The 24,398-nt window shown below is 39.2% G+C and carries 25 protein-coding genes; 12 read left to right on the forward strand and 13 right to left on the reverse strand.

From position 1 onward, the window contains the following. Nucleotides 1–76: 76 nt before the first annotated feature. Together ACXAFK_RS11340 and ACXAFK_RS11345 are read right to left on the reverse strand one after the other, a co-directional pair. The gene (locus tag ACXAFK_RS11340) at nt 77–601 is read right to left on the reverse strand and encodes a YceI family protein (RefSeq protein WP_474957838.1); all 525 of its coding nucleotides are present in this window, start codon (nt 599–601) and stop codon (nt 77–79) included. Nucleotides 602–641: 40 nt separating this feature from the next. Then, the gene (locus tag ACXAFK_RS11345) at nt 642–1,358 is read right to left on the reverse strand and encodes a pirin family protein (RefSeq protein WP_293295672.1); all 717 of its coding nucleotides are present in this window, start codon (nt 1,356–1,358) and stop codon (nt 642–644) included. Between the two features lie 322 nt (nt 1,359–1,680). Between ACXAFK_RS11345 and ACXAFK_RS11350 the strand changes: the two genes are divergently transcribed. Then, nucleotides 1,681–3,798: a sigma 54-interacting transcriptional regulator gene (locus ACXAFK_RS11350; protein WP_474957839.1), complete on the forward strand. Its 2,118-nt coding sequence runs from the start codon at nt 1,681–1,683 to the stop codon at nt 3,796–3,798. Nucleotides 3,799–3,805: 7 nt separating this feature from the next. Here ACXAFK_RS11350 and ACXAFK_RS11355 read toward each other — a convergent pair whose 3' ends face one another. The 11 genes from ACXAFK_RS11355 to ACXAFK_RS11405 form a co-directional block, all read right to left on the reverse strand. Beyond that, nucleotides 3,806–4,657, reverse strand: coding sequence for an AraC family transcriptional regulator (locus ACXAFK_RS11355; protein WP_474957840.1), 852 nt, complete (start codon nt 4,655–4,657; stop codon nt 3,806–3,808). A gap of 85 nt (nt 4,658–4,742) precedes the next feature. Beyond that, nucleotides 4,743–5,498: an SDR family oxidoreductase gene (locus ACXAFK_RS11360; RefSeq protein ID WP_474957841.1), complete on the reverse strand. Its 756-nt coding sequence runs from the start codon at nt 5,496–5,498 to the stop codon at nt 4,743–4,745. Between the two features lie 28 nt (nt 5,499–5,526). Further along, a complete protein-coding gene (locus tag ACXAFK_RS11365; protein ID WP_474957842.1) occupies nt 5,527–6,339 on the reverse strand; it encodes an SDR family oxidoreductase in 813 nt (270 codons plus the stop codon). Between the two features lie 27 nt (nt 6,340–6,366). Next, nucleotides 6,367–6,681, reverse strand: a complete 315-nt coding sequence (locus ACXAFK_RS11370; RefSeq protein WP_474957843.1) for a putative quinol monooxygenase — start codon at nt 6,679–6,681, stop codon at nt 6,367–6,369. Between the two features lie 157 nt (nt 6,682–6,838). Then, nucleotides 6,839–7,813 (reverse strand): TIGR03571 family LLM class oxidoreductase, encoded by a 975-nt coding sequence (locus ACXAFK_RS11375; RefSeq protein ID WP_474957844.1) that lies wholly within the window; start codon nt 7,811–7,813, stop codon nt 6,839–6,841. 50 nt (nt 7,814–7,863) lie between these two features. Further along, entirely contained in the window at nt 7,864–8,802 is a 939-nt protein-coding gene (locus ACXAFK_RS11380; protein WP_474957845.1) for an aldo/keto reductase, read from the reverse strand. 4 nt (nt 8,803–8,806) lie between these two features. Further along, a complete protein-coding gene (locus ACXAFK_RS11385) occupies nt 8,807–10,012 on the reverse strand; it encodes an MFS transporter (RefSeq protein ID WP_474957846.1) in 1,206 nt (401 codons plus the stop codon). A gap of 1 nt (nt 10,013) precedes the next feature. After that, nucleotides 10,014–10,766, reverse strand: a complete 753-nt coding sequence (locus ACXAFK_RS11390) for a type 1 glutamine amidotransferase domain-containing protein (RefSeq protein ID WP_474957847.1) — start codon at nt 10,764–10,766, stop codon at nt 10,014–10,016. Between the two features lie 120 nt (nt 10,767–10,886). Continuing rightward, a complete protein-coding gene (locus tag ACXAFK_RS11395; RefSeq protein ID WP_252079447.1) occupies nt 10,887–11,459 on the reverse strand; it encodes a Crp/Fnr family transcriptional regulator in 573 nt (190 codons plus the stop codon). A gap of 324 nt (nt 11,460–11,783) precedes the next feature. Next, complete coding sequence (locus ACXAFK_RS11400) at nt 11,784–12,254, reverse strand: carboxymuconolactone decarboxylase family protein (RefSeq protein WP_474957848.1); 471 nt, start codon at nt 12,252–12,254, stop codon at nt 11,784–11,786. A gap of 60 nt (nt 12,255–12,314) precedes the next feature. Continuing rightward, complete coding sequence (locus ACXAFK_RS11405) at nt 12,315–12,899, reverse strand: Crp/Fnr family transcriptional regulator (RefSeq protein WP_474957849.1); 585 nt, start codon at nt 12,897–12,899, stop codon at nt 12,315–12,317. Between the two features lie 171 nt (nt 12,900–13,070). On the opposite strand from ACXAFK_RS11405, the gene ACXAFK_RS11410 reads away from it, so the two are divergent. The 11 genes from ACXAFK_RS11410 (at nt 13,071) to ACXAFK_RS11460 (ending at nt 24,393) form a co-directional block, all read left to right on the forward strand. Beyond that, a complete protein-coding gene (locus tag ACXAFK_RS11410; RefSeq protein ID WP_474957850.1) occupies nt 13,071–13,634 on the forward strand; it encodes a TetR/AcrR family transcriptional regulator in 564 nt (187 codons plus the stop codon). Nucleotides 13,635–13,880: 246 nt separating this feature from the next. Next, nucleotides 13,881–14,444 carry a carboxymuconolactone decarboxylase family protein gene (locus ACXAFK_RS11415; protein ID WP_474957851.1) on the forward strand — a complete coding sequence of 188 codons (564 nt, stop codon included), beginning with the start codon at nt 13,881–13,883 and terminating at the stop codon, nt 14,442–14,444. A gap of 82 nt (nt 14,445–14,526) precedes the next feature. Then, complete coding sequence (locus tag ACXAFK_RS11420) at nt 14,527–14,835, forward strand: EthD family reductase (protein WP_474957852.1); 309 nt, start codon at nt 14,527–14,529, stop codon at nt 14,833–14,835. A gap of 391 nt (nt 14,836–15,226) precedes the next feature. After that, entirely contained in the window at nt 15,227–15,826 is a 600-nt protein-coding gene (pnuC, locus tag ACXAFK_RS11425; protein WP_252079279.1) for a nicotinamide riboside transporter PnuC, read from the forward strand. Next, nucleotides 15,798–16,826, forward strand: a complete 1,029-nt coding sequence (locus ACXAFK_RS11430) for an acyl-CoA dehydrogenase family protein (protein WP_474957853.1) — start codon at nt 15,798–15,800, stop codon at nt 16,824–16,826. The genes pnuC and ACXAFK_RS11430 overlap by 29 nt, the downstream gene beginning before the upstream one ends. Before the next feature lie 297 nt (nt 16,827–17,123). Further along, a complete protein-coding gene (locus tag ACXAFK_RS11435; RefSeq protein WP_474957854.1) occupies nt 17,124–18,008 on the forward strand; it encodes a LysR substrate-binding domain-containing protein in 885 nt (294 codons plus the stop codon). A gap of 75 nt (nt 18,009–18,083) precedes the next feature. Next, a complete protein-coding gene (locus tag ACXAFK_RS11440; RefSeq protein WP_474957855.1) occupies nt 18,084–19,004 on the forward strand; it encodes a YeiH family protein in 921 nt (306 codons plus the stop codon). Nucleotides 19,005–19,816: 812 nt separating this feature from the next. Beyond that, nucleotides 19,817–22,642 (forward strand): tetratricopeptide repeat protein, encoded by a 2,826-nt coding sequence (locus ACXAFK_RS11445; protein ID WP_474957856.1) that lies wholly within the window; start codon nt 19,817–19,819, stop codon nt 22,640–22,642. A 172-nt stretch (nt 22,643–22,814) separates the two neighbouring features. Further along, complete coding sequence (locus ACXAFK_RS11450; protein ID WP_474957857.1) at nt 22,815–22,964, forward strand: hypothetical protein; 150 nt, start codon at nt 22,815–22,817, stop codon at nt 22,962–22,964. 55 nt (nt 22,965–23,019) lie between these two features. Beyond that, complete coding sequence (locus ACXAFK_RS11455) at nt 23,020–23,715, forward strand: hypothetical protein (protein ID WP_474957858.1); 696 nt, start codon at nt 23,020–23,022, stop codon at nt 23,713–23,715. A 69-nt stretch (nt 23,716–23,784) separates the two neighbouring features. Next, nucleotides 23,785–24,393, forward strand: a complete 609-nt coding sequence (locus ACXAFK_RS11460) for a hypothetical protein (protein WP_474957859.1) — start codon at nt 23,785–23,787, stop codon at nt 24,391–24,393. Nucleotides 24,394–24,398: the final 5 nt, after the last annotated feature.

The raw sequence follows: 24,398 nt of genomic DNA on the forward strand, positions 1-24,398 counted from the left end.
AGGTACATAGTAGTGTTTCTAAATTAAAAATTGGACCAAAAGGAACTTCATCCTATTGGCCCAACGACTCAACTATCTATGCTTTAACAAACTGCACGTTCAATTGTAGTTTTACGGTATCACTTACCACTATTTTACCAGCTTCGGTAACGGCGCTCCACGTAAGATCAAAGTCTTTTCTATTTATGGCCCCCGAAATATCGAAGCCTGCTTTGGTTTGTCCGTATGGATCTATTGCCACTCCATTAAAATCCACATCCAAACTTACTTCTTTAGTGATGTTTTTTATGGTCAAGTCTCCAACTAAAGTGTTGCCATCAAATGATTTTGATTCAAACTTTAACTCCGGATAGTCTTCTGCATTGAAAAAATCATCTGATTTTAAGTGTGCATCTCTATCGGAATTTTTAGTGTTGATAGAATCCGTTTGAGCTGTAAAAGAAAAGCTTGCGCCTTTAAAATCCTCATTTTCCGTTTCCACCGAGGCACTATAGTCTTCAAAATAGCCTGTTACGGTAGAAATCATCATATGCTTTACCTTAAAAGCAATTTCAGAGTGTGCATTATCAATGTTCCAATTTGTTTTTACTGCTGTTTCCATAAACTGATTTTTATTATTTAAAATGAATTATATTTTCTATTTACAGTGACATAGGAACTTCCATCAACAACAATTCGGTGTTGGAATCTGCCGTGATGTTGAGTTCATTTACATCCCAAACCCCAAATCCATCCCTGGGATTTAAAGCTTGATTGTTTACGGTAGCATCGCCTTTGAGTACAAAAACGTACACGCCGTTTTCTCCTGGTTTTTTTAAATTGTAGGTCAAAGATTTTCCTTGATCCAAATCGGTCATATTAAACCACGCATCTTGATGGATCCAAACACCGGCATCGTCAGGATTTGGTGACAATACTTGTTGGAATTGATTTTTTCTATCGGCAGTGTTCAGCGTAATCTGATCATACCTTGGAGCAACATTTTCCTTATTGGGAAATACCCAGATTTGCAAAAACTTCACCTGTTGGTCTTTGTTTTTGTTGTACTCTGAATGTGTGATACCGGTACCGGCACTCAACACCTGAATATCACCCGACTTGATCACCGCGACATTGTCCATACTATCCTTGTGTTCCAAATCACCTTCCAAGGGGATGGAAATAATTTCCATGTTTTGATGTGGATGTGTGCCAAAGCCCATTCCTGCCGCAACGGTATCATCATTCAATACGCGAAGTACCCCAAAGTTCATACGCTCCGGATTGTGGTAATTGGCAAAACTAAAGGTGTGTTTGGAGTGCAACCATCCGTGGTTGGCATCTCCCCTACTGTCCGCCTTGTGTACTACTGTGTTCATAGTTTTGTATTCTTTATTTGGTAAATGGTTAAAACCGATGTTCTCTCTTGTCCAGTTTGGTGGTTCCTTATCTTCTTTTGTGTTGCTCAACACTCATAACCCCAAGAAGGAAAGACCTGTACCTGCAATTGACTTTAAAAGAAAACTTTTGCGATTCATTGTTTTTGTTTGACATGGTATGGGCCAACAGCGTGCCATAATTTTAAAATTCTGAATAACAGTATTTTACAAAAAAATATTCAATTTTAATTATGCTCATTTTTGAGAATATTCTTATATATGAGAAATATATTGTACTTTTTTAGTGCTTAAAATGGAGCTTATGGCTAAGAATCAAGAGAGTTTAGAGATAAAAGAGTGGTTGGTAGAGACCTTGCCCTATGAAGTGATGTGGATGGACGAGAACGGTAAAATAGTATATGCCAATACTAAGTTTTGTAATCGGTTAGGGTACAACAAGTCAGTAATAACAGGGCTTTCCATTTTTGACATTAACCCCACATCTTCACCGGAAAGTTGGAAAAAACACTGGGAATTGGTCCAAAAAAAAGGAATTCATCGATTTAAGGAAACCCATAAAAACAAAAGCGGCAAATATTACGAAGTAGAGGTTTTTGCTCAATTTTTCTCAAATAACAGAAAAAAATTAATTTGTGCCATTGTCAACGATATTTCGGAATCAAGTTTCTATCAAAAGTTAATGGACAACACCCAGACCATTGCCCATGTCGGTGGTTGGGAGCTCAACCTTCAAGATGGTTCCATTGTAGCCACATCCGAAGCTTTACAAATGTTCGAGGCACAGAATGTAGATGACCTTACGCCTCCAAAAATCATTCATCAATTTAAAGACCCCGAGCATATTAAATCCTTGTTGAGCAATGCCATACGAAAAGGCGAAGCATACGATGAAGTGTTGGAAACTGCACATAATCCTCCTCGATTTATGAGGTGCGTGGCCAAACCCGTCTTAAAAGGAGATAAAATTTATAAGCTCATTGGAGTTTACCAAGATGTCACAGAACAGCAACTCAAGGAAAACAACCTACAGCTCTATAAAGAAGTTATTGGTAATGCCGAAGATATTGTTTATGTTATAAAAAAGGATGGCACCCTATTTCATCACAACAAGGCCGCAAAAGCACAATTGGGATTTAACGAGAGCCAATTAAACAATGCTTCCATTTTTGATCTAGACCCTGGGATTACCAAAGAATGGTGGGAAAATCATTTTAATGATGTGGTAGAAAAGGGGTCCATCCGGTTTGAATGGCTTGCCGTACGAAAAAATGGCACCAAATTTCCTGTGGACATCACAGCCAACCATTTACGCTACAACAATGAAGACTATAATTGCGCCATAATCCGGGATATTTCCGAGCGGAAGGTAAGAGACTTGGAACTGTTCCAGGCGCTGGAAGAAATCAAATCCCTGAAAGATCGATTAGCAAATGAAAATGAATATTTACAAGAAGAGATTAACAGTAAAATCAATTTCAATAACATTATCTGTACCAGTGAGGCTTATGAGAAAGTCTTGCAATTAGTAGACCAAGTTGCTCCTACCGATACTACTGTTTTAATCACCGGTGAATCTGGAACCGGAAAAGAGTTATTGGCTAGTGCTATCCATAATAACAGTATGCGTAAAGACAGGCCACTGATTAAAATTAATTGTGCCACCCTACCTAAAGAGCTGATTGAAAGTGAATTGTTTGGGCATAAAAAAGGGGCGTTTACAGGTGCTGTTGCCGATAAGGTCGGTAAATTCTCGTTAGCCGATGGTGGTACCATTTTTTTAGATGAAATAGGTGAAATGCCTATCGACCTTCAACCAAAATTGCTACGTGTATTACAGGAAGGTGAGTTTGATGAATTAGGTGGCAATAAAACTATAAAAGTAAATGTTCGTGTAGTAGCAGCCACCAATAGGCATTTGGAAGACATGATAAAAGAAGGAACGTTTCGCGAAGATTTATATTACCGTCTAAATGTATTTCCTATTCATAATATTCCTTTGCGCGCCAGAAAAGAGGACATCCCTATGTTGGCACAATACTTTTTAGAAAAATATTCGGCAAAAGCAGGCAAAGCATTTAAACGCTTATCGAAAAAAACGGTTGAAGCCTTAATGGCTTATAACTTTCCGGGCAACATTCGTGAGTTGGAAAATTTGATTGAACGTGCCGTAATTATTGAAAATGGTACTACGTTGAATCCTGGACAATGGATACCGAAAACTGATAATTTTATTCCAACAGAAGATTTTAAACCGTTCGAAACCATGCAACGCGATTACATTATCGATGTGCTAAATTATACCAATTGGCGTGTGAGTGGAAACAAAGGTGCGGCAAACATTTTAAACATGAATGCCAAAACCTTGTTTGCCAAAATGAAGCGTTTGGGTATAGAGAAAGAGGTGCGGTTAAAGCGTTAAACACATTCTACCCCCTATACTGAGATGGTGTTACCCCGGTATGCTTTTTAAACAATCGCGAAAAGTAAGTGGGATAATCGAATCCTAGGTTGTATCCAATCTCCGCAATGGATTTGTCATAGCTCTGTAATTGATGTTTCGCTTCGATTATGATTTTTTCCTGTATAAGCTCGGATGCCGTTTTGCCAGTATGGTGCTTGATCAAATCACCAAAATAGTTTACGGAAAGGTTCAATTTTTCAGCAAAATAATTTACGGATGGCAATTGGGTATTTCCGTCCGAATAATATTTGTTCAGCTCCTTTTTAAAGGTCATCACCACTTTATTGTACAAGGGTTGTCTGGTTTCAAACTGTCTTTTATAGCATTTACCAATGTAGGTAAAAATGAGGTTGCTGTAGGCAATGAGCAAATCCAGCTCGTAGGTGTCCTTTTTGTATTCCGTTAGAATTTGTTCATAAAGGGTTTCCAACTGTTGCTGCTCATCTTCGGTTAGGAACAAGGCCTCCCCTATCTCATACTGAAAAAAGCTAAAATCAATATTGTATTCCTGCAACAGCGCAGGGGAAATGAGCATATGGTAGCCCTTCCAAGATTCAGTGGCATCCCATTCAAAAACTTGGTTCGGTTTTACAAAATATAAGAAGGCGGCATCCCGATCGAACTCCGTACTTCCAAAACAGTGCAGACCGGTCACATTGCGTTTAAAGGCCATCATATACCAATCTGTGGTGATGGGTTCACTTTTTAAACGTAAATTTTCAAACTCGTCATACTTTACCACATCGATCAACTCCTTTTTTGGAGCGGTGTACCCAACATAATGATTGAATTCCTTTAAACTTTTAAAATGCGTCATCTCTTAAAAACTAAAATAGACTGTAGTACCAAAGATAGCACTACAGTCCAGTATTTCTAAATTACCTTACGAATAAGACTTGAGACTAAAAGTCTTGTACAGTTGGTCTCAACACAATTTCGTTCACGTCTACATCTGCTGGTTGTTCAATGGCAAAAGCAATGGTTCTGGCCACAGAATCGGCAGGAATAGAAATGGTCTCGTACATATTGTCTACCATTTCAGAACTCTCTTTATGGGTACTTCCGTGTTTCAACTCGGAATCAACAGCACCTGGCTCAATGGAAGTGGTTCTGATATTACCTCCTACTTCTGCACGCAGTCCTTCTGAAATGGCTCGAACGGCAAATTTGGTTCCACTATATACCGTACCCCCCGGTGCAAATACTTTTATTCCTGCTACGGAAGATAGGTTGATAAAATGCCCGGATTCTTGCTCTTGAAAGATGGGCAATGCAGCGGCCACACCGTACAACACCCCTTTTATATTAATATCGATCATACGGTCCCACTCATCTACCTTCACCTCGCTCATGGGTGCTATAGCCATTAAACCAGCGTTATTGACCATTACGTCAATTTTACCAAATTCGCTTACCGCCTTGTCCACCAAAGCTTGAACGTCTTCTTTTTTGGTCACATCTGTTGCAATGTATGCCGCCTTACCTTCGTTTTTGGAATTGATTTCCTCCGAAATGGTCTGTAAACGATCTTCTCTTCTGGCACCCAATACAACGTGTGCCCCTTTTGCTGCTAAATGACGTGCTGTAGCTTCACCCAGTCCACTACTGGCACCTGTAATCACTACTACTTTTCCTTTAATGTTATTTTCTAAGCTCATCTTTTTTAAAATCTATTATCTACAATTATTAATTCTTGTTTGTTGTTAAGTCCCATAAATTGCTTTGGTAATCTTTCACGTCTTTTTCAAAATTCTCAGGACAGACATTTCTGAATTTATGAACATCTTTTGGTATGATGTCAATCATCGCGTCTGCCATAATTTGTGGGTCTAATTGAAAATTAGGATCGGCAAACATTCCTTGCATATCCCTAATGCCTTTTTCTGGCGTAAAGTTTTTATTGGTTACAAACCACTGGTCAACCGTTTCGAACATTCGGTCATTGAAACCCGTATTAAAAGGTCCTGGATTAATCAGTGCCACTTGTACGCCCAAAGGTGCTAGTTCTTGATGCATCAATTGAAAAATTGCTTCAATGGCATGTTTGGAAGCGCTATAGGGTGCTAGAAACGGATACGTTTGTAAACCTGCTGTGGAGGAAGTCACCATGATTTTTCCGTACCCTCTTTTGGCAAATACAGCTGCGAATCGCTGCGCAAGTTCTACCGTTCTAAAAACGTTGATTTCAAAAACCCACCGGTATCGTTCAATAGGAATTTCTGCCGCTGGGCCTGTTTCTCCTGTTGCAGCATTTAAAACTACAGTATCTACTTCTTGGCCATATTTACGAAGTATGGTATCATGGTCTGCTCCTTTGGTGTACTCTAGTTTTTCAACGATTAATTCTACATTGGCTTTATTTGCTTCTTCCTTTAAAAAAGTTACTTGTGGCCAATCTTGAACTGTGGCAATGACCTTATGCCCATTTTTTGCAAGACCAAGTGCCGTTAACATACCTAAACCTGAGCCTGCTCCAGTAATTAAAATTGATTTGCTCATCTTTAATTTATTTTTGATGTATTGGTTTTATTGGCAACCAGTTTCGCCAGTAGTTCTGTTGTATCTAGATATTTGCATTTGACTCAACAAGAATGGCTGTAGTTTTTGACCTGCCTCCTTAAGATGATTGGTTTCCCAATGTGCAGCTTCCGCTTCTTCACTTTCCCAATGTTCTATTGTTGCAAAAATGCCTTCCTCCGTTTCTCCTCTAAAAAACTGATAGTAAATACAACCTTTTTCCTTTCGCGTGTGTTCTCTCAGTTCCTTTAATATGTTTTCCACCTCATTGATTCCTTCTGAAGAGCATGTCATTTCACCAACAATAAAAACTTCTTTTTCCATCCTTTTATCGGTCTAAATTTTTCTTTGTCAAATTGTTGATGCAAATGTAAATCAGGAACTTAGGGAGGCACTAGCACAAAAAAGGGAAATAATGAAACAAATCACGGATTAAGAATTATTTAGCATTTTTTTCGACAACCCTTTACTCCTTGAACCCTTACACCAAAACATCGTTAAATGACGGCAACACTACTTCCGCTATTTTATCCAATGCTTCCTTAACTGGTGTGTCTGATTTTCGCAAGTGCAACGCCATGTGGTTTACCCCTGCTTCTTCGTAGCGTTTCAGTAATTCCGTAAGCTTGTTTACCCCTATGGCACCTCCAAACCGATGTGGTCTAAAGTCGGCATTGTCGTCCGTAAGTAGGTTTAAATGAAAGGCAGAAATATAGGGTTTGCAGGCTTGGTCGTTATCGTATAAGGCCTCGCACCACTTCTTTTGCTGCAAATAGGTTTCCTCTGGTGTTCTGGGATAATTGAACCACCCGTTCGCTTCTTTTGCAATCCAATCTATGGACTGTCCCGAGTGGCCGGCAACCACCAAAGGAATTGGGTCCTGGGGTTTGGGATAAACGTCCACACCCGGATTTAAAAAAGGATAAAACTCGGTTAAATCGCTTTCCAATTTCCAAGCCTCTTGCATAATTTTTAAATGCTCCCGAAACAATTTGGGGCGTTCCTCATAGGCTATTTTATACATAGGAAATTCCACGGGCCTGTCCCCTAGCCCTAAACCCAACAGCAATCTACCCTTGCTTAAATTTTCAATAGTTGCGGCGGCTTTTGCTAAATGTATGGGTTGATGTAAGGGTGAAACGATAGCGGCCGTTCCCACCAATATATTCTGGGTAGCCGCGGATAAATAACCCAAATAACCAATAGTATCGAACAACTGGGCGCCATCCCCAAAATTGGGATCGTAAACCGGTACTTCCCGTACCCAAACCGATGCAAAACCAGCTGCATCTGCCTGTTGTACCAACTCCAAATGATTTGTCATATCCGGAATACCGAAAGGCCTTCCCGCTTCTCTTCGTTTTTTATCCCCTTCCAAGGACCAATCGTTATCGAGCGGGAATTCTATTCCCAAGGTCATTTTACCGGGTCGGTATAGTTTGTCAAAATTTTTCATAGCAATTCTTTTTTAAGCCAAGGGCCGCAGAACGACCCCTGACTTTTTAATTAAGCGTTCCAGATTTCCTCTGCAGTATACGGGCCGCCTTCAACTTCCCAGAATTTTGCATCCACAAAACGATGGTCTTTGTTAAGGGCTGCGATCTTCTCCATATCCGAAGCGCTCAATTCAAATTTTAGGGTATCCAAATTTTCTTGTAATCGGGACACATTGGTAGATTTTGGTATTACCGAAATACCGCGTTGTATGCCCCATTTTAAGGCTACTTGCGCCACTGTCATCCCATGGGCCTGGGCAATTTCCAGAAGCACCCCATTTTTAAAAAGGTTAAGGGCATCATCTTTTGCCCCGCCAGAACCAATTGGTGCGTAAGCCGTTAGGTGAATACCCACTTGTTTACAGAAATCTACCAAGGTATCTTGCTGTAAAAACGGGTGTATCTCGATTTGGTTTACCTCTGGTTTCTGTTTTGCCGTTTCCAAAAGAGCCTTCAAATATTGGGTATTGAAATTACTGACACCGATATGCTTGGCCAGTCCTTTTTCCAAAGCTGCTTCCATACCGGCCCAAGTATCGGTCAATGGCACTTCTTCCAAAGGAATGAATTGATCTGCCTTCTCTGGCATTTCAACTCCTTTTTTAAAGGCTACAGGCCAATGGACCAAATAGAGGTCCAAATAATCCAACTGTAGGTCTTTCAGCGTTTTTATCAAGGCTGGTTCTACGTTGTTCTTTCCGTGAGAATCACTCCAAAGCTTGGAGGTAATCCACAGTTCTTCCCTGGTTACTACACCAGAATCAACGGCTTCGGCAATCGCCTCGCCAACTTCTTTTTCGTTTCCGTAGGCTGCCGCACAGTCTATGTGTCTGTACCCCATTTTCAAGGCTTCCAAAACAGCGGTATAAACCGCTTTAGGTTCAGAACGAAAGGTGCCAAGCCCTAAAATGGGCATTTGATCGTTATGTTTAAATAATAATGTATGCATCTGTTTATAATTTTTCTTTTTTATATAAAGCCAGTGTAAGTATAAAGCCTACCACCACAAGTATACTCCCTACCCATGGCGTTGCTGCTACGCCCAATGTGGATTCTACTATTAATCCGCCAACATAGGCACCAATAGCTATCCCCACGTTAAAAGCCGCAATGTTCAATGCCGAGGCTACATCTTCTGTGCCCGGCAGGTATTTTTCTGCCATTTTAACCACATACAATTGCAGTGCGGGTACGTTGGAGAAGGCCAATATTCCCATAAAAAACAAAGTTACTATGGACAAAATAGGACTGTTTGCCGTAAAGTATAGTACCACTAATACCACGGCTTGCAAGGCAAACATGACCATTAAGGCTTTTCCCGGGGTTTTGTTGGAAACCTTACCCCCAATAATATTGCCCAAGGCAATGGCTATACCGTAGACCAATAGTAGAACACTGGTCATACTTGCGGAAAATCCGGTAACTTCTTCCAACAAAGGCGCCAAGTAGGTAAAGGTTACAAACGTACCGCCATAACCAAGTGCCGTAATGGCCAACACCAACAGAATAGAAGGGTTTTTGAGCACTTTTAGCTGATCTACCAAACATAAGGGCGGTGATTTTTTAATATTTGAAGGAACCAAAAAGTAACTGGCCAAGGCCCCGATAACCCCTAAAATGGCAACACCTATAAAAGTGGCACGCCACCCAAAGTTTTGGCCAATGTACGTACCCAAAGGCACGCCCGTAACAATAGCTACCGTAAGCCCGGCGAACATTATAGAAATAGCAGAAGCCCTTTTATCTTCTGGTACCAAACTGGCCGCTATAGTAGAGCCAATGGAGAAAAAGACCCCATGTGCAAACCCGGTTAGGATTCGTGCCAATATCAATAATGTAAAACTAGGCGCAATGGTGGCCAATCCGTTACCGATAATAAATAACAGCATAATACCGATCAATAACCGTTTGCGTGCTATTTTACTGGTCAATGCCGTTAATACTGGTGCACCAATGGCCACTCCCAAAGCGTACAAACTCACTAACAATCCCGCTGAGGAAATAGAGGTGTTTAAATCGTTGGCTACCGTGGGCAACAAGCCCACGATAACAAACTCTGTAGTTCCAATACCAAAGGCACTAATGGTCAATGCCCATAAGGCCGCTGGTAGACTTTTCTTTTCGGTCTTTGCGTTTAAAACTGCTGAATCCGTAGCCATCTTAGTACGTTGCTTTAACCAGTTCCACAATCTTTTGGGCCGCTAATTTGGCAGAAGCAGGATTCTGACCGGTAACCAAACGCTGGTCCACGCTAACCTTTTCTTGCCACATATCGGCTTTATCTATGGTTGCTCCACGTGCTTCCAATTTTGTTTCCAAAAGGAAAGGAACCACATTTTCCAAGCCTACATTGGCTTCTTCTTCATTGGTAAAAACGCTTAGTGTTTTACCGTTTACCAAATAGGCTCCGTTGGACAATTGAATGTTCACCAATGCGGAAGGTCCGTGACATACGGCCGCCACTATTCCATCATTCTCATAAATACTGGCTGCTATTTTGGCTAATTTCTTGTGATTGGGAAAATCCCACATAGTGCCATGGCCACCGGCATAATAGATTACATCATAATCCCTTGCCTTGATTTTTGAAGGTTTTAGGGTGTTTTTTAGTTTTTGTTGAAAAGTGGTGTCGTTCCAGTATTTTTTATTCACCGGATCTTCCAAATCAAAACCATCTACCGGAGGGTTCCCTCCTTCTGGGCTTACCAAGGTAATGTCGAAATTATTCTCCTCAAAAACTTCGTAGGCGTGGGTTACCTCACTTAGGTAATAGCCCGTTTCCTTGCCCGTATCTCCCAATTCTTGATGACTGGACAGTACCATCAAGACTTTTGTAGTCTTATTGTTATGTTGTGCCGTTCCCATTAGGGCAAATAGTAGCATTGCCACTGTTGTGTTAATTCTTGTTTTCATTTTCTTTATCTTAAATTTTATGGGACAAAGGTTGGTGAAAACAAAAGGCTGTGCGAGGAGGTATATCACCATTTTAATGTGAGGTAGCACAACCCATAAAAGTGATATACATCACAAAATCTAATTTTTAAAACGGCTCAAAGTTTCCCTGGAAACACCTAGGTAGGCGGCAATCAATTTTTTAGGTACCCGTTGTAATAATTTGGGGAGTTTGTTTAACAGCTCATCGTACCGTTCTTCTGCGGATAAGGTTAAAAGGGACAGAATGCGTTGTTGCAGGTTAATGAACCCATTGTTGGATTTAATCCGATAAAAATTGGCTATGGCGGGGATTTGCTGGCAAATGGATTCCCTACTTTCTAAGGACAGGCAAAAGAATTCGGAATCTTCTATACAATCTACAAAGATGGTGGCCGGTAATTGGTGTTGAAAAGCGAAATAGTCGCTAACCCAGTATTGCTCCATACCAAACTGTAAAATGTGTTCGTTTCCCTTTTGGTCTATAGCATACGATTTTACCAAACCATTGATAATCCAAAATTCACATTCTACTGGCTGACCTGTTTGGATTAGAAATTGGTGCTTTTTTAATTTCCGGTACTCAAAATGAGGCGCTATTTGCTCCCATTCCGCATCCGTTAGGTCAACGATTTCCTCAAAATGTTGTCTTAAGAGGCCATAATTTTCTTGCACGCCAAATTTGTTTTAAGAAGTACAAAGGTAAAATAGTAAATGTTAAATTGCTATCAACTTAAATTAACAAACAGAATCTCTTTTGCTGAATTATTCCAACTAAAATCAGTAAAATTGCTTTTCTCACAAAATATGATAGGACAAGCTCATGGACCATATTATTAATTTAATAGCGCGGACTATTTGGTTATGATCGACCTCTAATTTTAGGGAGGAAGTCAATCGACCGTTGTCTTTAAAAAATCGATTGACCTTCTATATGAGCAGCCATTGTTCCTTTTTAAGGAATAGACGCCTTTTCCTCCTTCCTTCCATTCTTAAACCCTACTTCTTATTGGCTTTATCGGTGTTCAATTGGTAATTACCTGGTGTAAATCCAAACGTTTTCATTAATCGTGTCCAAGTGTTTATTTGAGCTACTGCCAATGTGAGCAAACTAATTTCCGATTTATCAAAGTGTCCCAACAAAGCCTGAAACAGTTTGTCCGAAATTGAACTTCCCTGTACGTTGGTTACCTCCTCCGTAAATTCGAGTACCACCCGTTCCCTTTCTAAAAAATAAGGGGTCTCCTGCCACACGCACAAGGAGGAGAGCCTCAATTCGGACTCACCGGTATTTTTAAGTTCTTTGTAGTGCATATCTACACAATAAGCACAACCGCTCAACTGTGCTACTCTTAGGCGCATTAATTCCAAAAGTTTAAAATCAATTGTCGATTTATTGATCATAGCTTCGACTGCCATTAAACTTTCGAACATCCCGGAAGGGATATCCTGATAACTGATTCGTTCCATAAGTATATTATTTATGGAGCAAAAATAACCCTGAAGACAGCTCCAACTCCTTAAGATTTCTTAAGAACGTAACTTTTGATTTTTTCTGATGGCACTTAAATATTCTGGGGTTATATCCAGATAAGATGCTATCATATAGAGTGGTACACGTTGAAAGATTTGGGGTATATTATCCAATAATGATTGATACCGGGTCTCACGTTTTGTTCTCATATAGAGTTCGTCTCGTTTTTGAATAGCAATGAGCATATTGAGATAAATCTTCCTAAACGCACTGTTAAGCTTTGGAACTTTATGGTACAGTTCTTCCAAATCTTTAAATGAGATCCGTAGTACCACAGTCTGCTCCAAACATTGAATCGCTTGTCGGGACGGTTTTTGTTCAACAAAGCTCTCCAAAGAGGTTACCCACCAATTTTCAATGCCAAAACCCTGAACCTTTTCTTGGCCAGAATCATCTATAGCATATTTTCGAACTAACCCTTTTAGGATAAAAAAGTTATATTCACATACCTGTTCCTGTTCCAATAAATGCTGCTTGACCTTGTAGTTTTCAACATCACAGTTTGCATATATAACTTGAATTTCCTCTTCATCAAAATTTTCGTATTTACACAGATAATCTTTAAGTTGATTCAAATACATCCTATTGATATGATGTTAAAAAAAGATTCAGTTCTTGGCTTGCAGTAAATCTGGTTTAAAATTAACCTATATAAATTAAAAAGTCATCGGGGATGCAAACTCCAAAAGTTTCGTTAAACTATTTTTTATTTCTAACCGTTTATTTAGTTTTGTGGTGTAGTTAAATATCAAATGCCAAGAACAAAACAATATAACGAGCAAGAAGTAATCGATAAGGCCATGAATTTATTCTGGCGGAATGGCTACGAAACAACATCTATGCAAATGCTTGAAAAGGAAATGGGCATAAACAAATTTTCAATCTATTCCAGTTTTGGCAGCAAAAATGGAGTGTTCCTAGAAAGTTTGAAACGGTATAAAACCAAATTGAACACTTTATTGGTTAAGTTGGAGAAATCTGATTCAGGAATTTTGGGCATTAAACAATATTTCTATGATTTTGTTCAATTCAGTAAAGAAACAGAGTTTGGAAAGGGTTGTTTGATAACAAATACGGCCAATGAAATAGGTGAAAATGCGGACATTCAAATCAAGGATTCACTATCGAGTTTTATGGAGCGCGTTAGGCAAGTATTCATCTCGGTCCTAAAACAGGACACCTCCAAATCCCAAGAATCACTCAACAGCGAAGCGGATTATTTGCTTATTGCCATGTTTGGACTATCCTCGGCCACCAGAGTGTTCAACGCCGAGCAATTGGAACATTACATAGAGAATATATTCAAAGATCACTGACATTTTTTTTGCAACATATCTAACCTTTCGTTTAGTTTAAATAAACTCCCTATTCGGACATTAAAACAAAGCTTCATCCATAAAAATTGACTTTAGCTTTTTAATTACAAAAGGTTATCCAGAAATAAAAAAATGTGGTCTCCATTTGGAACCAAAAGGCCCTCTAAAGTAACAATGGATCTAATAATAACTAAATGCGCAAAGGAGCGCGAAAATTAATTAAGTAAAACAATAAAAATTCGAATTATGACAACTTTAAAAGTCCACAACATTGAAACAGCTCCAGAAAACAGCAAACCCCTATTGGAAAATTCCAAGAAAGCCTATGGAATGATCCCAGGCTTGCATGGCGTATTGGCAGGAGCCCCGAAAATACTGGAAGCCTACCAAACCCTGCATGAGCTTTTTACCCAAACTTCGTTCAACGAGGAAGAATTAACGGTGGTATGGCAGACCATCAATGTAGAACATGCTTGCCATTACTGCGTACCGGCCCATACCGGAATCGCCAAAATGATGAAGGTCGATGGTAACATCACCGAGGCTTTACGAAATGAGACTCCGCTAAAGGATGAAAAACTAGAAGCTTTGAGAACCATGACCCTGACCATTGTAAGAAATCGTGGTCATGTAACACCCGAAGATCTACAAACATTTTATGCCGCGGGATATGGGGAGCAACATGTTTTGGAAATCATATTGGGACTATCGCAAAAAGTAATTAGCAATTATACCAATCATATTGCCAATACTCCTGTAGACGCTGCTTTTGAAAAGTTTGCCTGGTCCAAAGAAAATGTAGTTTCGTAGCCCTATAGTACCCTATTTTTATGTATTGCGATAAACTTTCCGGCACATCGGAAGGTTTATCGCATATTAAAACAATTCGATTATGATAAAGTTGACCGTAATGTACCCCAACAGTCCAAATACACAATTTGATAAGGACTATTATATAAACCAACATAGCAACTTATTAAAGGACCTATTGGGCGAAGCGATAATAGCATCCGATATAAACCTTGGGTTATCCGGTGCAAGCCCGGAACAAACTGCTCCCTATGTAGTAATTGCCAATCTTGTCTTTACCTCCCAAGAAGCATTTCAAAATTCCTTTGTGCCAATGGCCGAAAAAATCTTGGCAGACCTTCCCAACTTCACCAATACCCAGCCAGTAGTTCAAATAAGTGAAGTGGTATGAATTCAACGTGAAATATAGCTTACACTAAACAATACATCCAGAGCGGAACAATTCATCTATACAATTCCAGTGATTGCTAGATTAAAGAAAAGAACAAATTAAATTGAACTATAATTTTCCTTTTCGCTTTAAGAGATAGGCTGATGGTAAAGGTCCAAATCCAACAGCAACGATAGCTTTTCCTGCATTTGCCCGAAATTGATTTTTAATTGGACCATAAATAATGATATCTTCGCAGTATCATGGGGTGCCCACTTTGGGCTGAGATTATACCCGGAAGCAAATGCTTCGCACCTGATCCAGGTAATGCTGGCGTAGGGAGTACGGCAAGGTCAGTTTTGACTTGTATTCCGTTTTTTGGGTACCTCATTTTAAAAGTAAACCCAAAAAAATGGAACTTTTCTCCGAAATAGTGTTATTGCAATGGCTGGGCACCGGTTTTGGCGTGGTACAAGTGCTTTTGGCCCGACAAAACAATGTTCACAATTATCTTTTTGGCATTGTTGCCATTCTTATCAGTATCTGGGTCCTGTACCAATCCAGATTATATGCAGACATACTTTTGAACCTCTATTATTTGATCATGAGCATTTATGGGTGGTTTTATTGGAAACTGGGCAAAAAGGCAATGGAAACCCCTATTTCCAGTTCCAATCGCAAAGAACATAGCATTGCAATAGGCATTGCCATGGGGTGTTTTGCGATAATGGCCTACTGGTTGAGCCAGCATACCGATTCGGATGTACCTTTTTGGGATGCCATTGTTGTCGCTTTTGCCTGGTCGGGGATGTGGTTGATGGCCAAACGAAAAATAGAAAATTGGATATATCTCAACATTAGCAATATTATATCCATACCCCTATTGATCTATAAGGAATTGTATATCTATGCCGGACTTACTGCATTTTTGTTCGCAGTGGCCATATCGGGGTACCTTAAATGGAAACGAATTTTAGAGAAAGATGAAAGTAACAGATTTGCAAGAGCTTGAAGAAATGCATTGTTTCGGAGATGAACTCTCCCCACACGTTCTGGAGTGGATAGGCAAGAACAACCTATGGAACATTTGGGTGCCCAAATCATTTGGCGGGCTGGAAATGTCCTTGCCCAATGGGTTAAAAATGCTCCAATCATTGGCTAGGGCCAATGGTAGTTTGGGTTGGACGGTAACCCTTTGCAGCGGAGCCAATTTTTTTATCGGAAACCTGAACCACGATGTGGCCGAAACGATCTTCAACAAATCGACCACGCCTATCTGTTTTGGTGGGAGTGGCGGAGCTACAGGAACTGCTCAAATAAATGGCAATAACTACGTACTTAACGGAACATGGAAATATGCGACGGGGGCACCATATTTGACTCATTTTACTTTGAACGCAAAAGTTCAGAAAGAGGGCAAGGATGTTCTTTGTAAGGATGGGGCGCCAATAATTCGATCCTTTTTGTTGAACAGGCAGGATGTTGCAATTATCAAAGATTGGAATACCATCGGGCTTCGGGCCACGGCTACCCATTCCTTTAGCGTTGACTCCATATTGATTGATGAAAAATATAGCTTTACATATAATCGACTACGCTTGCCTCACTCCATTTTTAGGACGCCCTTTACGGTTTTTGCAGATTTGACCCTATGGGTCAACTATATAGGTATGGCAGAACATTTTTTGAGCGAATCCCTTAAAAGTAATGGCCCCAATCATTTGTTGGATGAGTTCCAACAGATAATCCTAAAATGTAACAACATATGCCACAGGTATGCTATGAAAGTCCACAAGATGGTAACCAACTCCGACAAAATAACAGAACCTTTTGCCTTGGGCCTCCACCAAGAAGCCACCGATCTGGTCCAGCGTCTTAGTGATAAATTTATAAAGGCCTACACCACATTGGGCATACGTGCATGCAGTATTGGACACCCATTGAATCATATTTTCAATGATTTCTTCACCGCCACACAACATCATAACTTTAGTCTGCTAGGCAAACGTTAACCACCACTAGAATGGTTGTTTGGAAACTCCTAAACCAATGTAATTGGCAAAACCATAGCATTTCTTTTGATTTTTTCACCACACAAATCTCAATCCTTGGACATTGATCAATACACCTATGGTTCGTAAAGTCTTTATCTTGTTCTCGATTTTAATGTTTATTTTCCCAAAAATGTTAGTTCTCCCCCAATTTCCCATTCTCTTCTGGTTGTCATCTATTAATGATCGACGGTCGACAGGGATTTTTTTAACAAACCGGAGGCATAACAAGATTCTGGATACCTTTGAAAAAGCCGAATGAGAACCAAATTGCACATATTTAAAACTGTAGCCAATCAGTTAAACTTTACCAAGGCTGCCGAACATCTTCATATTTCGCAACCGGCCGTGTCCAAAACCATTAAATCCTTGGAAGAAGAATATAAAACCACCTTTTTTGTCCGTAAAAGAAGTTCTATTGAATTAACAAAGGAAGGAAGGTCATTTCTGGTTTATGTGAACAAAATACTATCTATTTATTCGGAAATGGAAGAGCAATTCATTACTAAAAACGAGCCTTTTCCAAAGTCGATCTCGTTCGGGGTGAGTACAACCTTTTCCAATTATATAATTCCAAAAATAATCGCAAAGATCAGAGTTCAATTCCCTGAAACAACTTTCAACATTACCAGCGATAATTCCGAAAACATAGAAAAGCTGATCATGAATGAGCAAATCGATTTCGGAATCACAGAAGGTATCATTTCAAATCCCAAACTAGAATTTAAAAAATTAATTAAAGATGAAATTGTTCTGGTCACCAATGCAGCAAACAACTCGTTTAAAAAAAGTAGTATCAGTCTTGAAGAATTAAAAAATATCCCGATAATAGAACGCGAGAAGGGCTCTGGGACCAAAAAGATAATAGATAACTTTCTTTCCAATGAAAAGATTGAAAGCCTAAACACAGTTGTTGTCTTGAACAGCACTGAAGCTATAAAGAATTACCTCTACAACTCCCAAGATTTTGCCCTGGTTTCAATACATTCAATTATTCAAGATTTATCCCAGAACAGGCTTAAGGTCATAGATATTAAAAATGCCAGCATAGAAAGGTGGTTTTATTTAGCAAAAAGAACCGGGTACCTTTCAACCACCATGGATCATATTCAAAAATCCATTCTACAGAATTATAACTATTAGTTATATCTAATAATTATTTAATATACAAATTAGTTATAACTACACTCTACTTTTGTATCTCTAAATTGTACCGATATGAAAGTATATTTTATAAAAGGAATCTACCTATGTATTGTTTCACTTGGATTATTGGGGCAGTTAAGCAGTCCTATAGCACTACTGCTGGGCCTGTGTTATTCGTTTTTGTTTGGCAACCCTTTTAAAAGTTACAGTCATAGATTAATTGATTACTTTTTAAAAATCTCCATTGTTGGCCTAGGCTTTGGTATGTTTATACAAGAAACCATTCAAACCAGTATAGCAGGACTGGGAATCACCTTCTTTTCTATTTTGTTTACTCTAGTACTAGGACTATCCCTTGCAAAAATTTTAAAGTTAGAATTAAAGTTGGGTCATCTTATTACATCTGGCACTGCTATTTGTGGCGGAAGTGCCATAGCAGCGATTTCCCCTGTAATCAGGGCCAAGAGCAACACTATCAGTGTTGCATTGATCGTTATTTTTTCATTAAATTCAATTGCACTTTTTGTGTTCCCAGCTGTAGGCCAATGGTTGCATCTTACACAAGAACAATTTGGACTTTGGTGTGCCGTTGCCATCCACGACACAAGTTCTGTGGTCGGGGCGGCGTTGAATTTTGGAGATGAGGCCCTAAGGACCGCGACAACGGTAAAGCTATCCAGAACTCTATGGATTATTCCGTTATCATTTTTTTCAATGTTTCTTTTTAAAACAAAAGGGGAGAAAATTAAAGTTCCTTACTTTATCCTTTTGTTCGTTATGGCCATTATTATCAATTCGCTCCAGATTTTGCCCGTATCCACCACCGCTTTTATAGTACTCTTATCGAAACGTTTGTTGGTTACCACACTTTTTATAGTAGGTTCAACAATTTCCTTGAGAGCGTTACAGGCCACAGGAACCAAGCCTATAGTTCTGGCAATGGCTTTATGGGTATTTATTTCACTTTTCTCGCTTTTATATATTGTGTATTAAAACATGTAAAAAACTCGTCCAATACAATTCATTTCTAAGAATGATAATTTTATTCAAAAAAGCAGGTTCCCAAAATTGAACCTAACAATTTAGCTTTCACTAAACTGACCTACATCCAATGTTGTTCTGGCTCTTTCAACTTTTTTGCATTTGAAAACCGTGAAAGTCAGAAAACAAGAAAATGGTTCCAATATTTTTTAAAGTTACAAATCCAGAACAGCTTCCCCAATGGTTACTAAACACGTCAGGAACTACCCGATCATCCAACAACTTTAAGATTGGACTCCTTGATAGAATAGGAATGTCATTTTAATATGGTTCGGGGTCTGGTCCACCTAGACTGTCATTTTAAGTATGGGAAATGAATCTGATAGGAATCTTCTTTTTTTACCAATCTGCATTACCCGACTGAATTATTCCCTATAACTTAAATTTTAAAAAGTTAAACCATAATAAACATACCGTTTCGATTTCAGCAAAGGCCGAACCAAAGTTATAGACCATCTATCCGTCAAGCTTATTTATGGAAAATTATTGATTAAAGTGCCGATATTTTTCTATCTCCCAGTCCAACCAAAAGCCCTAGCTCCAACTGTGGAGACAAGAATAAGACTTCAATCTAGTTGAGATATTCACATTTCTTACTCGAATTTGAACATCATAAACATAAATTTACCCAATGGATATCCAATTACATTAGTTATGGGCTATATGTTCCTTGTAGTTATTGTAAAAATCCAGTTGCGACTAAATTCAGTACGTAATATTTTATTTAACTTCACCCTATTATTGCCGATGAAAAAACTGATTTTATGATTAAAAGTATCCTGATTTTAATTCTAATTTCAATTTCTATTTCATCATTTGGTCAAAATATACCCCAGGAGTTTTTGACCAACCAATCTCAAATAGACTCCTTATCTAAGGTTTCAGCATATGATGATGCCCTACGGCTGGCATTGCAAAATCTAGAAATCGCAAAGGAGACCTCCTCCAATTTACACGTGGGCAAAGCAAAAGCTCAGATAGCCGATCTGTATTTTGAAAAAGATAATTACGATTCCACACAGCACTATGCCAAAAAGGCCCTCGCTTTGGGGACGGAGAGCAATTTGCCCGAAGTGACCACCAGTGCTCTACTTTCTATTGGAAACATACATTACTCAAAGTTTGAAGATGTTGAAGCTATCGCCACCTACCAGAAAATAGACTCCATCGCGGAATTTTCCGGAGAAAAGAACCAATATGTTGTTAGAGCGCTGTTCAATTTGGGCAAAGTACTTTTAAGGACCTACAGCGTACAAGATACTTCGTATATAGGAAAATCCGAACGATATTTCAAAAATGCCATACAAATGGCTTCGGAAATAAATGATAGCGACCAGGAACACTATGGTTACATTATGCTGGGAAATATTTTTGGACAAAGAAAGGAATATCAAAAGGCCAAACCTTATTTTAAAAAAAGCCTGGCATATTTTAAAAACAATGGTTCTATTGTAAACGTAGCCAACATTTATTGGTCTTTGGGCATCATAGAAACGGATCTCAACAATTATGACCAAGCCGATACCTATTATAAAAAAAGATTCGCCCTGCTCATCGAGACAGGAGACCCACAACAAATTGCTAATTCCAATTGGGTATACGCTGGGTTTCTTCGAAGAATAGGGCGCTATAAAGAGGCCATACCATATTTTGAAGCCGCCTATGCTTATTTCAAACAATCCGATGCCGGTTCAAACAGTGTTTTGCTGGGAATCACCAAAAATTTAGCAGAATCCTATGGAAAAACCGGGGAATTTGAGCAAGCAGTCGAATACTATGGAAAATCATTCGTTCTGCAAGATTCTGTAGAGGCCAGAAAGCAAAAAAGCCTTGCTCTGGACCTTGAAGCCAAATACCAAACACAAAAAAGAGAACAGGAAATAGCACTGTTGAAATCACAAAATGAACTTGCCGAACAACAAAAAAGGAATCAGCGCAATCTTTTTTTGGGAGGAATAGGTTTAACATCCTTGGCAGGATTGTTTCTCTTTGTGCTTTATCGCAACCGTCAAAGAACGAATCAAAAATTAAGAGAACTGGATGCCGCCAAATCAAACTTTTTTGCCAACATTTCCCATGAACTGCGCACGCCTTTGTCTTTGATACAGGGTCCGGTAGAACAACAACTCGGGCGTTCGGAACTAAGCCAAGAGGATAGACGGAACCTGACCATTGCCAAAAAGAATACCCAACAGCTCACCATTTTGGTAGACCAGTTATTGGACCTATCAAAACTGGAATCCGGGTTTTACAAACTGAATGTCAGTAAAGCAGTACTGTCCACTTTTTTGAAATCGCAGGCGGAATCGTTCTTGTTCAGCGCCGAAAAAAAATCCCAATTGCTCCAAATAAAAATTTCCATAGCTGAAAATTATTATTGGTTTGATGCTGACATACTTCAGAAAGTTATTGGCAATCTTTTGGGCAATGCACTAAAATATAGTCCACAAAATGCCAAGATAGATTTTGAAGCAGAAATTAGACAGGGCAACCTCTCATTATCAATAAGAAATACAGGTGTCTCCCTAACAAAAAAAGAATTAAAGGATATATTCAACCGGTTTCACCAAATTCATACCAATCAAAGAGGCACGGGGATCGGACTAGCACTCACCAAAGAACTGGTCGGATTGCACAAAGGAAAGATTGAGGCCAAGAGCAGTCCGGAAAGTGTCACATTTCACATAGAATTGCCCATACTTGAAACCGATTACACAAACGAAAAAAAAGTAACTAACACAAAATCAACGACTTTAAAAAAAGCCTATCAAGAAAATACAGATGCCATTGAGGATGAGAGTAAAGTATCCATTTCCGAAAGTGAGGTAAACCGGGACATTATTCTGATCGTGGACGACAATGAGGATATACGTACCTACGTTTCTTCCCTTTTTAATGCCCAATTCAACATCTTAACCGCCGAAAATGGCAGCGTTGGTTTTCAAAAAGCACTGAAAAAGGTCCCCGATCTTATCATAACAGACCTGATGATGCCCGAAGAGGACGGACTGAAATTGACCGAAAATTGTAAGACCAACGACACTACCTCCCACATTCCCATTGTTATGCTCACGGCAAAGGCTGGTGACGAAAATCGATTGAAGGGATTGGAAACTGGTGCCGATGCCTACCTGACCAAGCCGTTCAACAACAAAATTTTAAAACAGACTGTGGAAAACCTACTGGAAAGCCGCAGAAAACTACAGGAGCGTTTTAGTCAAGAGGTTATTTTGACCCCCAAGGACATTTCCATCAACTCTTATGATGAACGCTTCTTAGAGTCCCTTCAAAATGTTTTGGACGATCAGTTGGTCGCATCAGACTTTAATTCAAAAAATTTTGCAAAAGCGTTGGGCATGAGCAGAATGCAATTGCACCGAAAGTTGAAAGCGCTCACAGGACAGACCACTACAGAATTTATTCGTAACCAAAGGTTAAAATTGGCAGCTTCGCTACTACAAAAAAGTGATGTCAATATCTCCGAAATTGGCTATGAGGTCGGCTTTAACGATCATTCCTATTTTACAAAATGTTTTAGGGAAACCTATGGGTCATCTCCCTCTGAATTCAGTAAAAAAGAACCTTCCTAACCCCCTTTCAGGCCAAGGTACTTAAGCCCTGTTACATATTTTATAAGCTTTGATACATAATTCATAGCCCCTCATATCACATAGCATTAGGTTTGCCCTGGAGTTGAAAGATCGATATACTCGAATTCACTCCTCCTTAGCAATTGACTAACACAAAACACTTCATATCATTATGAATAAAAAAAGTTATGAAGGCGTACTGGATGAAGTTCCCCAATTTGAAATTTATTTGAACATCAACAAATTGAAAAAGGGCAAATACAGGTTAAAAGTCATCAACAGAAACAAAATCATCAAGAGTACACATTTCTCCAAGCAATAATCCAAGAGGGGACATAAACATCAATAAGTAAAAAATAATTTAAACCATCATCATTATGAAAGCAACAGTACCAATGGCATTAATGACCTTGCTAACGGGAATGTTCACGTTGCATGCCCAAAAGTTGCCCAAGAACACAAACTTCAATATTTCTCAGCCCTCTAAAATAGAGTTGAGCAACAAAATCATTACCAAGCCACAAAGGATAGAGGTGAAAAAATTTGAAAACCTTAATGCGCAACAAATAGCAAAACTTCCAGCATCCAAATACGACCGTTCTGCTCTATTAAAACTCAGGTACAATAAATCATGGGAAATTGAACCTGGACGAATGACGGACAAGGATATGAAGGTGGTATCATATTTTGGAAAATTTGAGCAATCTCCCAGATACATCAGTGTTTATCCAGAAAATAAATATTACCCGCGAGCAAACAATGGAGGACCTGGATTTCTGCCTGAAATGAGGTATCTGGTTTTGCAATTCAATCCAGAGGCCGGACAAAGATACCGCGTGATCATCAAACTTAAACCTGGCGAATACGGAAACAAAAAAGTGATGACCAATGTTACTGGAAAATATAATGAGACATGGTTCATCAATAACCAATACGACGAAATTATGTTCGATTTTATTGGCGATAGCAGAGAAATAAAGATAAGTCCGATCATCGCCGGGGCAGAGAACTATTATATCAAATATGAACCATTGGAGATAACGAATATTAAAGTTGATAGGATTGATGAATAATCCATGTAGGGCTTAACTGTATGCCAAATTCTAATATAAGAGGTTTCTAATCAACATTATAACAAAATTATGAAAGTATCAAACATTACCATTGCCTCATTGGGCGTGTTGCTAATAGCTGCCTGTGGCGATACAGGAAAAAAAAAAAAATCAACCACAGGGAGTTCCGGAGCAGAAGTAAAATTGGAAACTACCAGCACAATGGATTTGGAGCAAAAAGGGGATTATACCCAACTATACACTCCAAGTGGAGATTGCAAACTTACCACCTCCCAGTTGGCCGAGGCTTTGGGATACAGGAATCATCTAGTAGAAGAACAAAGCAACTATCAGGGAGATTGCTGGTATAAAGTAACCCATCCAGACAATTTTACGGTCAATTACGGAATAAGCCTAGAAAAATGGGGAGACAAAAACATTGTTGAAGACCAAATAAAAAGTGGACTGAAGAACGAGATGGTCGATGTCAGCATAAGCAAATCTGGCGATACCTATATAAAAAGACATCCTGTTCAAGGCTTCCTGCTCCTGTTAAACACGAACTATGAAAACCCTATAAAAGTCAGTTACAGTTATTTGAACCCCAGTGGTCCCAAACTTACTGATTCCCAAAAGGAAGAGCAGAAACAGAACACTTATAAAATTGCCGACTACCTTATTGATCACTACCAAAAATAAATTAA

This window comes from Flagellimonas sp. ABD4_174 (assembly GCF_056160185.1).

Excerpts from the sequence above, each read along its gene's own strand:
- ACXAFK_RS11340 (WP_474957838.1), bottom strand. The coding sequence starts at position 601 with ATGGAAACAGCAGTAAAAACAAATTGGAACATTGATAATGCACACTCT.
- ACXAFK_RS11345 (WP_293295672.1), bottom strand. The coding sequence starts at position 1,358 with ATGAACACAGTAGTACACAAGGCGGACAGTAGGGGAGATGCCAACCAC.
- ACXAFK_RS11350 (WP_474957839.1), top strand. The coding sequence starts at position 1,681 with ATGGCTAAGAATCAAGAGAGTTTAGAGATAAAAGAGTGGTTGGTAGAG.
- ACXAFK_RS11355 (WP_474957840.1), bottom strand. The coding sequence starts at position 4,657 with ATGACGCATTTTAAAAGTTTAAAGGAATTCAATCATTATGTTGGGTAC.
- ACXAFK_RS11360 (WP_474957841.1), bottom strand. The coding sequence starts at position 5,498 with ATGAGCTTAGAAAATAACATTAAAGGAAAAGTAGTAGTGATTACAGGT.
- ACXAFK_RS11365 (WP_474957842.1), bottom strand. The coding sequence starts at position 6,339 with ATGAGCAAATCAATTTTAATTACTGGAGCAGGCTCAGGTTTAGGTATG.
- ACXAFK_RS11370 (WP_474957843.1), bottom strand. The coding sequence starts at position 6,681 with ATGGAAAAAGAAGTTTTTATTGTTGGTGAAATGACATGCTCTTCAGAA.
- ACXAFK_RS11375 (WP_474957844.1), bottom strand. The coding sequence starts at position 7,813 with ATGAAAAATTTTGACAAACTATACCGACCCGGTAAAATGACCTTGGGA.
- ACXAFK_RS11380 (WP_474957845.1), bottom strand. The coding sequence starts at position 8,802 with ATGCATACATTATTATTTAAACATAACGATCAAATGCCCATTTTAGGG.
- ACXAFK_RS11385 (WP_474957846.1), bottom strand. The coding sequence starts at position 10,012 with ATGGCTACGGATTCAGCAGTTTTAAACGCAAAGACCGAAAAGAAAAGT.
- ACXAFK_RS11390 (WP_474957847.1), bottom strand. The coding sequence starts at position 10,766 with ATGAAAACAAGAATTAACACAACAGTGGCAATGCTACTATTTGCCCTA.
- ACXAFK_RS11400 (WP_474957848.1), bottom strand. The coding sequence starts at position 12,254 with ATGGAACGAATCAGTTATCAGGATATCCCTTCCGGGATGTTCGAAAGT.
- ACXAFK_RS11405 (WP_474957849.1), bottom strand. The coding sequence starts at position 12,899 with ATGTATTTGAATCAACTTAAAGATTATCTGTGTAAATACGAAAATTTT.
- ACXAFK_RS11410 (WP_474957850.1), top strand. The coding sequence starts at position 13,071 with ATGCCAAGAACAAAACAATATAACGAGCAAGAAGTAATCGATAAGGCC.
- ACXAFK_RS11415 (WP_474957851.1), top strand. The coding sequence starts at position 13,881 with ATGACAACTTTAAAAGTCCACAACATTGAAACAGCTCCAGAAAACAGC.
- ACXAFK_RS11420 (WP_474957852.1), top strand. The coding sequence starts at position 14,527 with ATGATAAAGTTGACCGTAATGTACCCCAACAGTCCAAATACACAATTT.
- pnuC (WP_252079279.1), top strand. The coding sequence starts at position 15,227 with ATGGAACTTTTCTCCGAAATAGTGTTATTGCAATGGCTGGGCACCGGT.
- ACXAFK_RS11430 (WP_474957853.1), top strand. The coding sequence starts at position 15,798 with ATGAAAGTAACAGATTTGCAAGAGCTTGAAGAAATGCATTGTTTCGGA.
- ACXAFK_RS11435 (WP_474957854.1), top strand. The coding sequence starts at position 17,124 with ATGAGAACCAAATTGCACATATTTAAAACTGTAGCCAATCAGTTAAAC.
- ACXAFK_RS11440 (WP_474957855.1), top strand. The coding sequence starts at position 18,084 with ATGAAAGTATATTTTATAAAAGGAATCTACCTATGTATTGTTTCACTT.
- ACXAFK_RS11445 (WP_474957856.1), top strand. The coding sequence starts at position 19,817 with ATGATTAAAAGTATCCTGATTTTAATTCTAATTTCAATTTCTATTTCA.
- ACXAFK_RS11450 (WP_474957857.1), top strand. The coding sequence starts at position 22,815 with ATGAATAAAAAAAGTTATGAAGGCGTACTGGATGAAGTTCCCCAATTT.
- ACXAFK_RS11455 (WP_474957858.1), top strand. The coding sequence starts at position 23,020 with ATGAAAGCAACAGTACCAATGGCATTAATGACCTTGCTAACGGGAATG.
- ACXAFK_RS11460 (WP_474957859.1), top strand. The coding sequence starts at position 23,785 with ATGAAAGTATCAAACATTACCATTGCCTCATTGGGCGTGTTGCTAATA.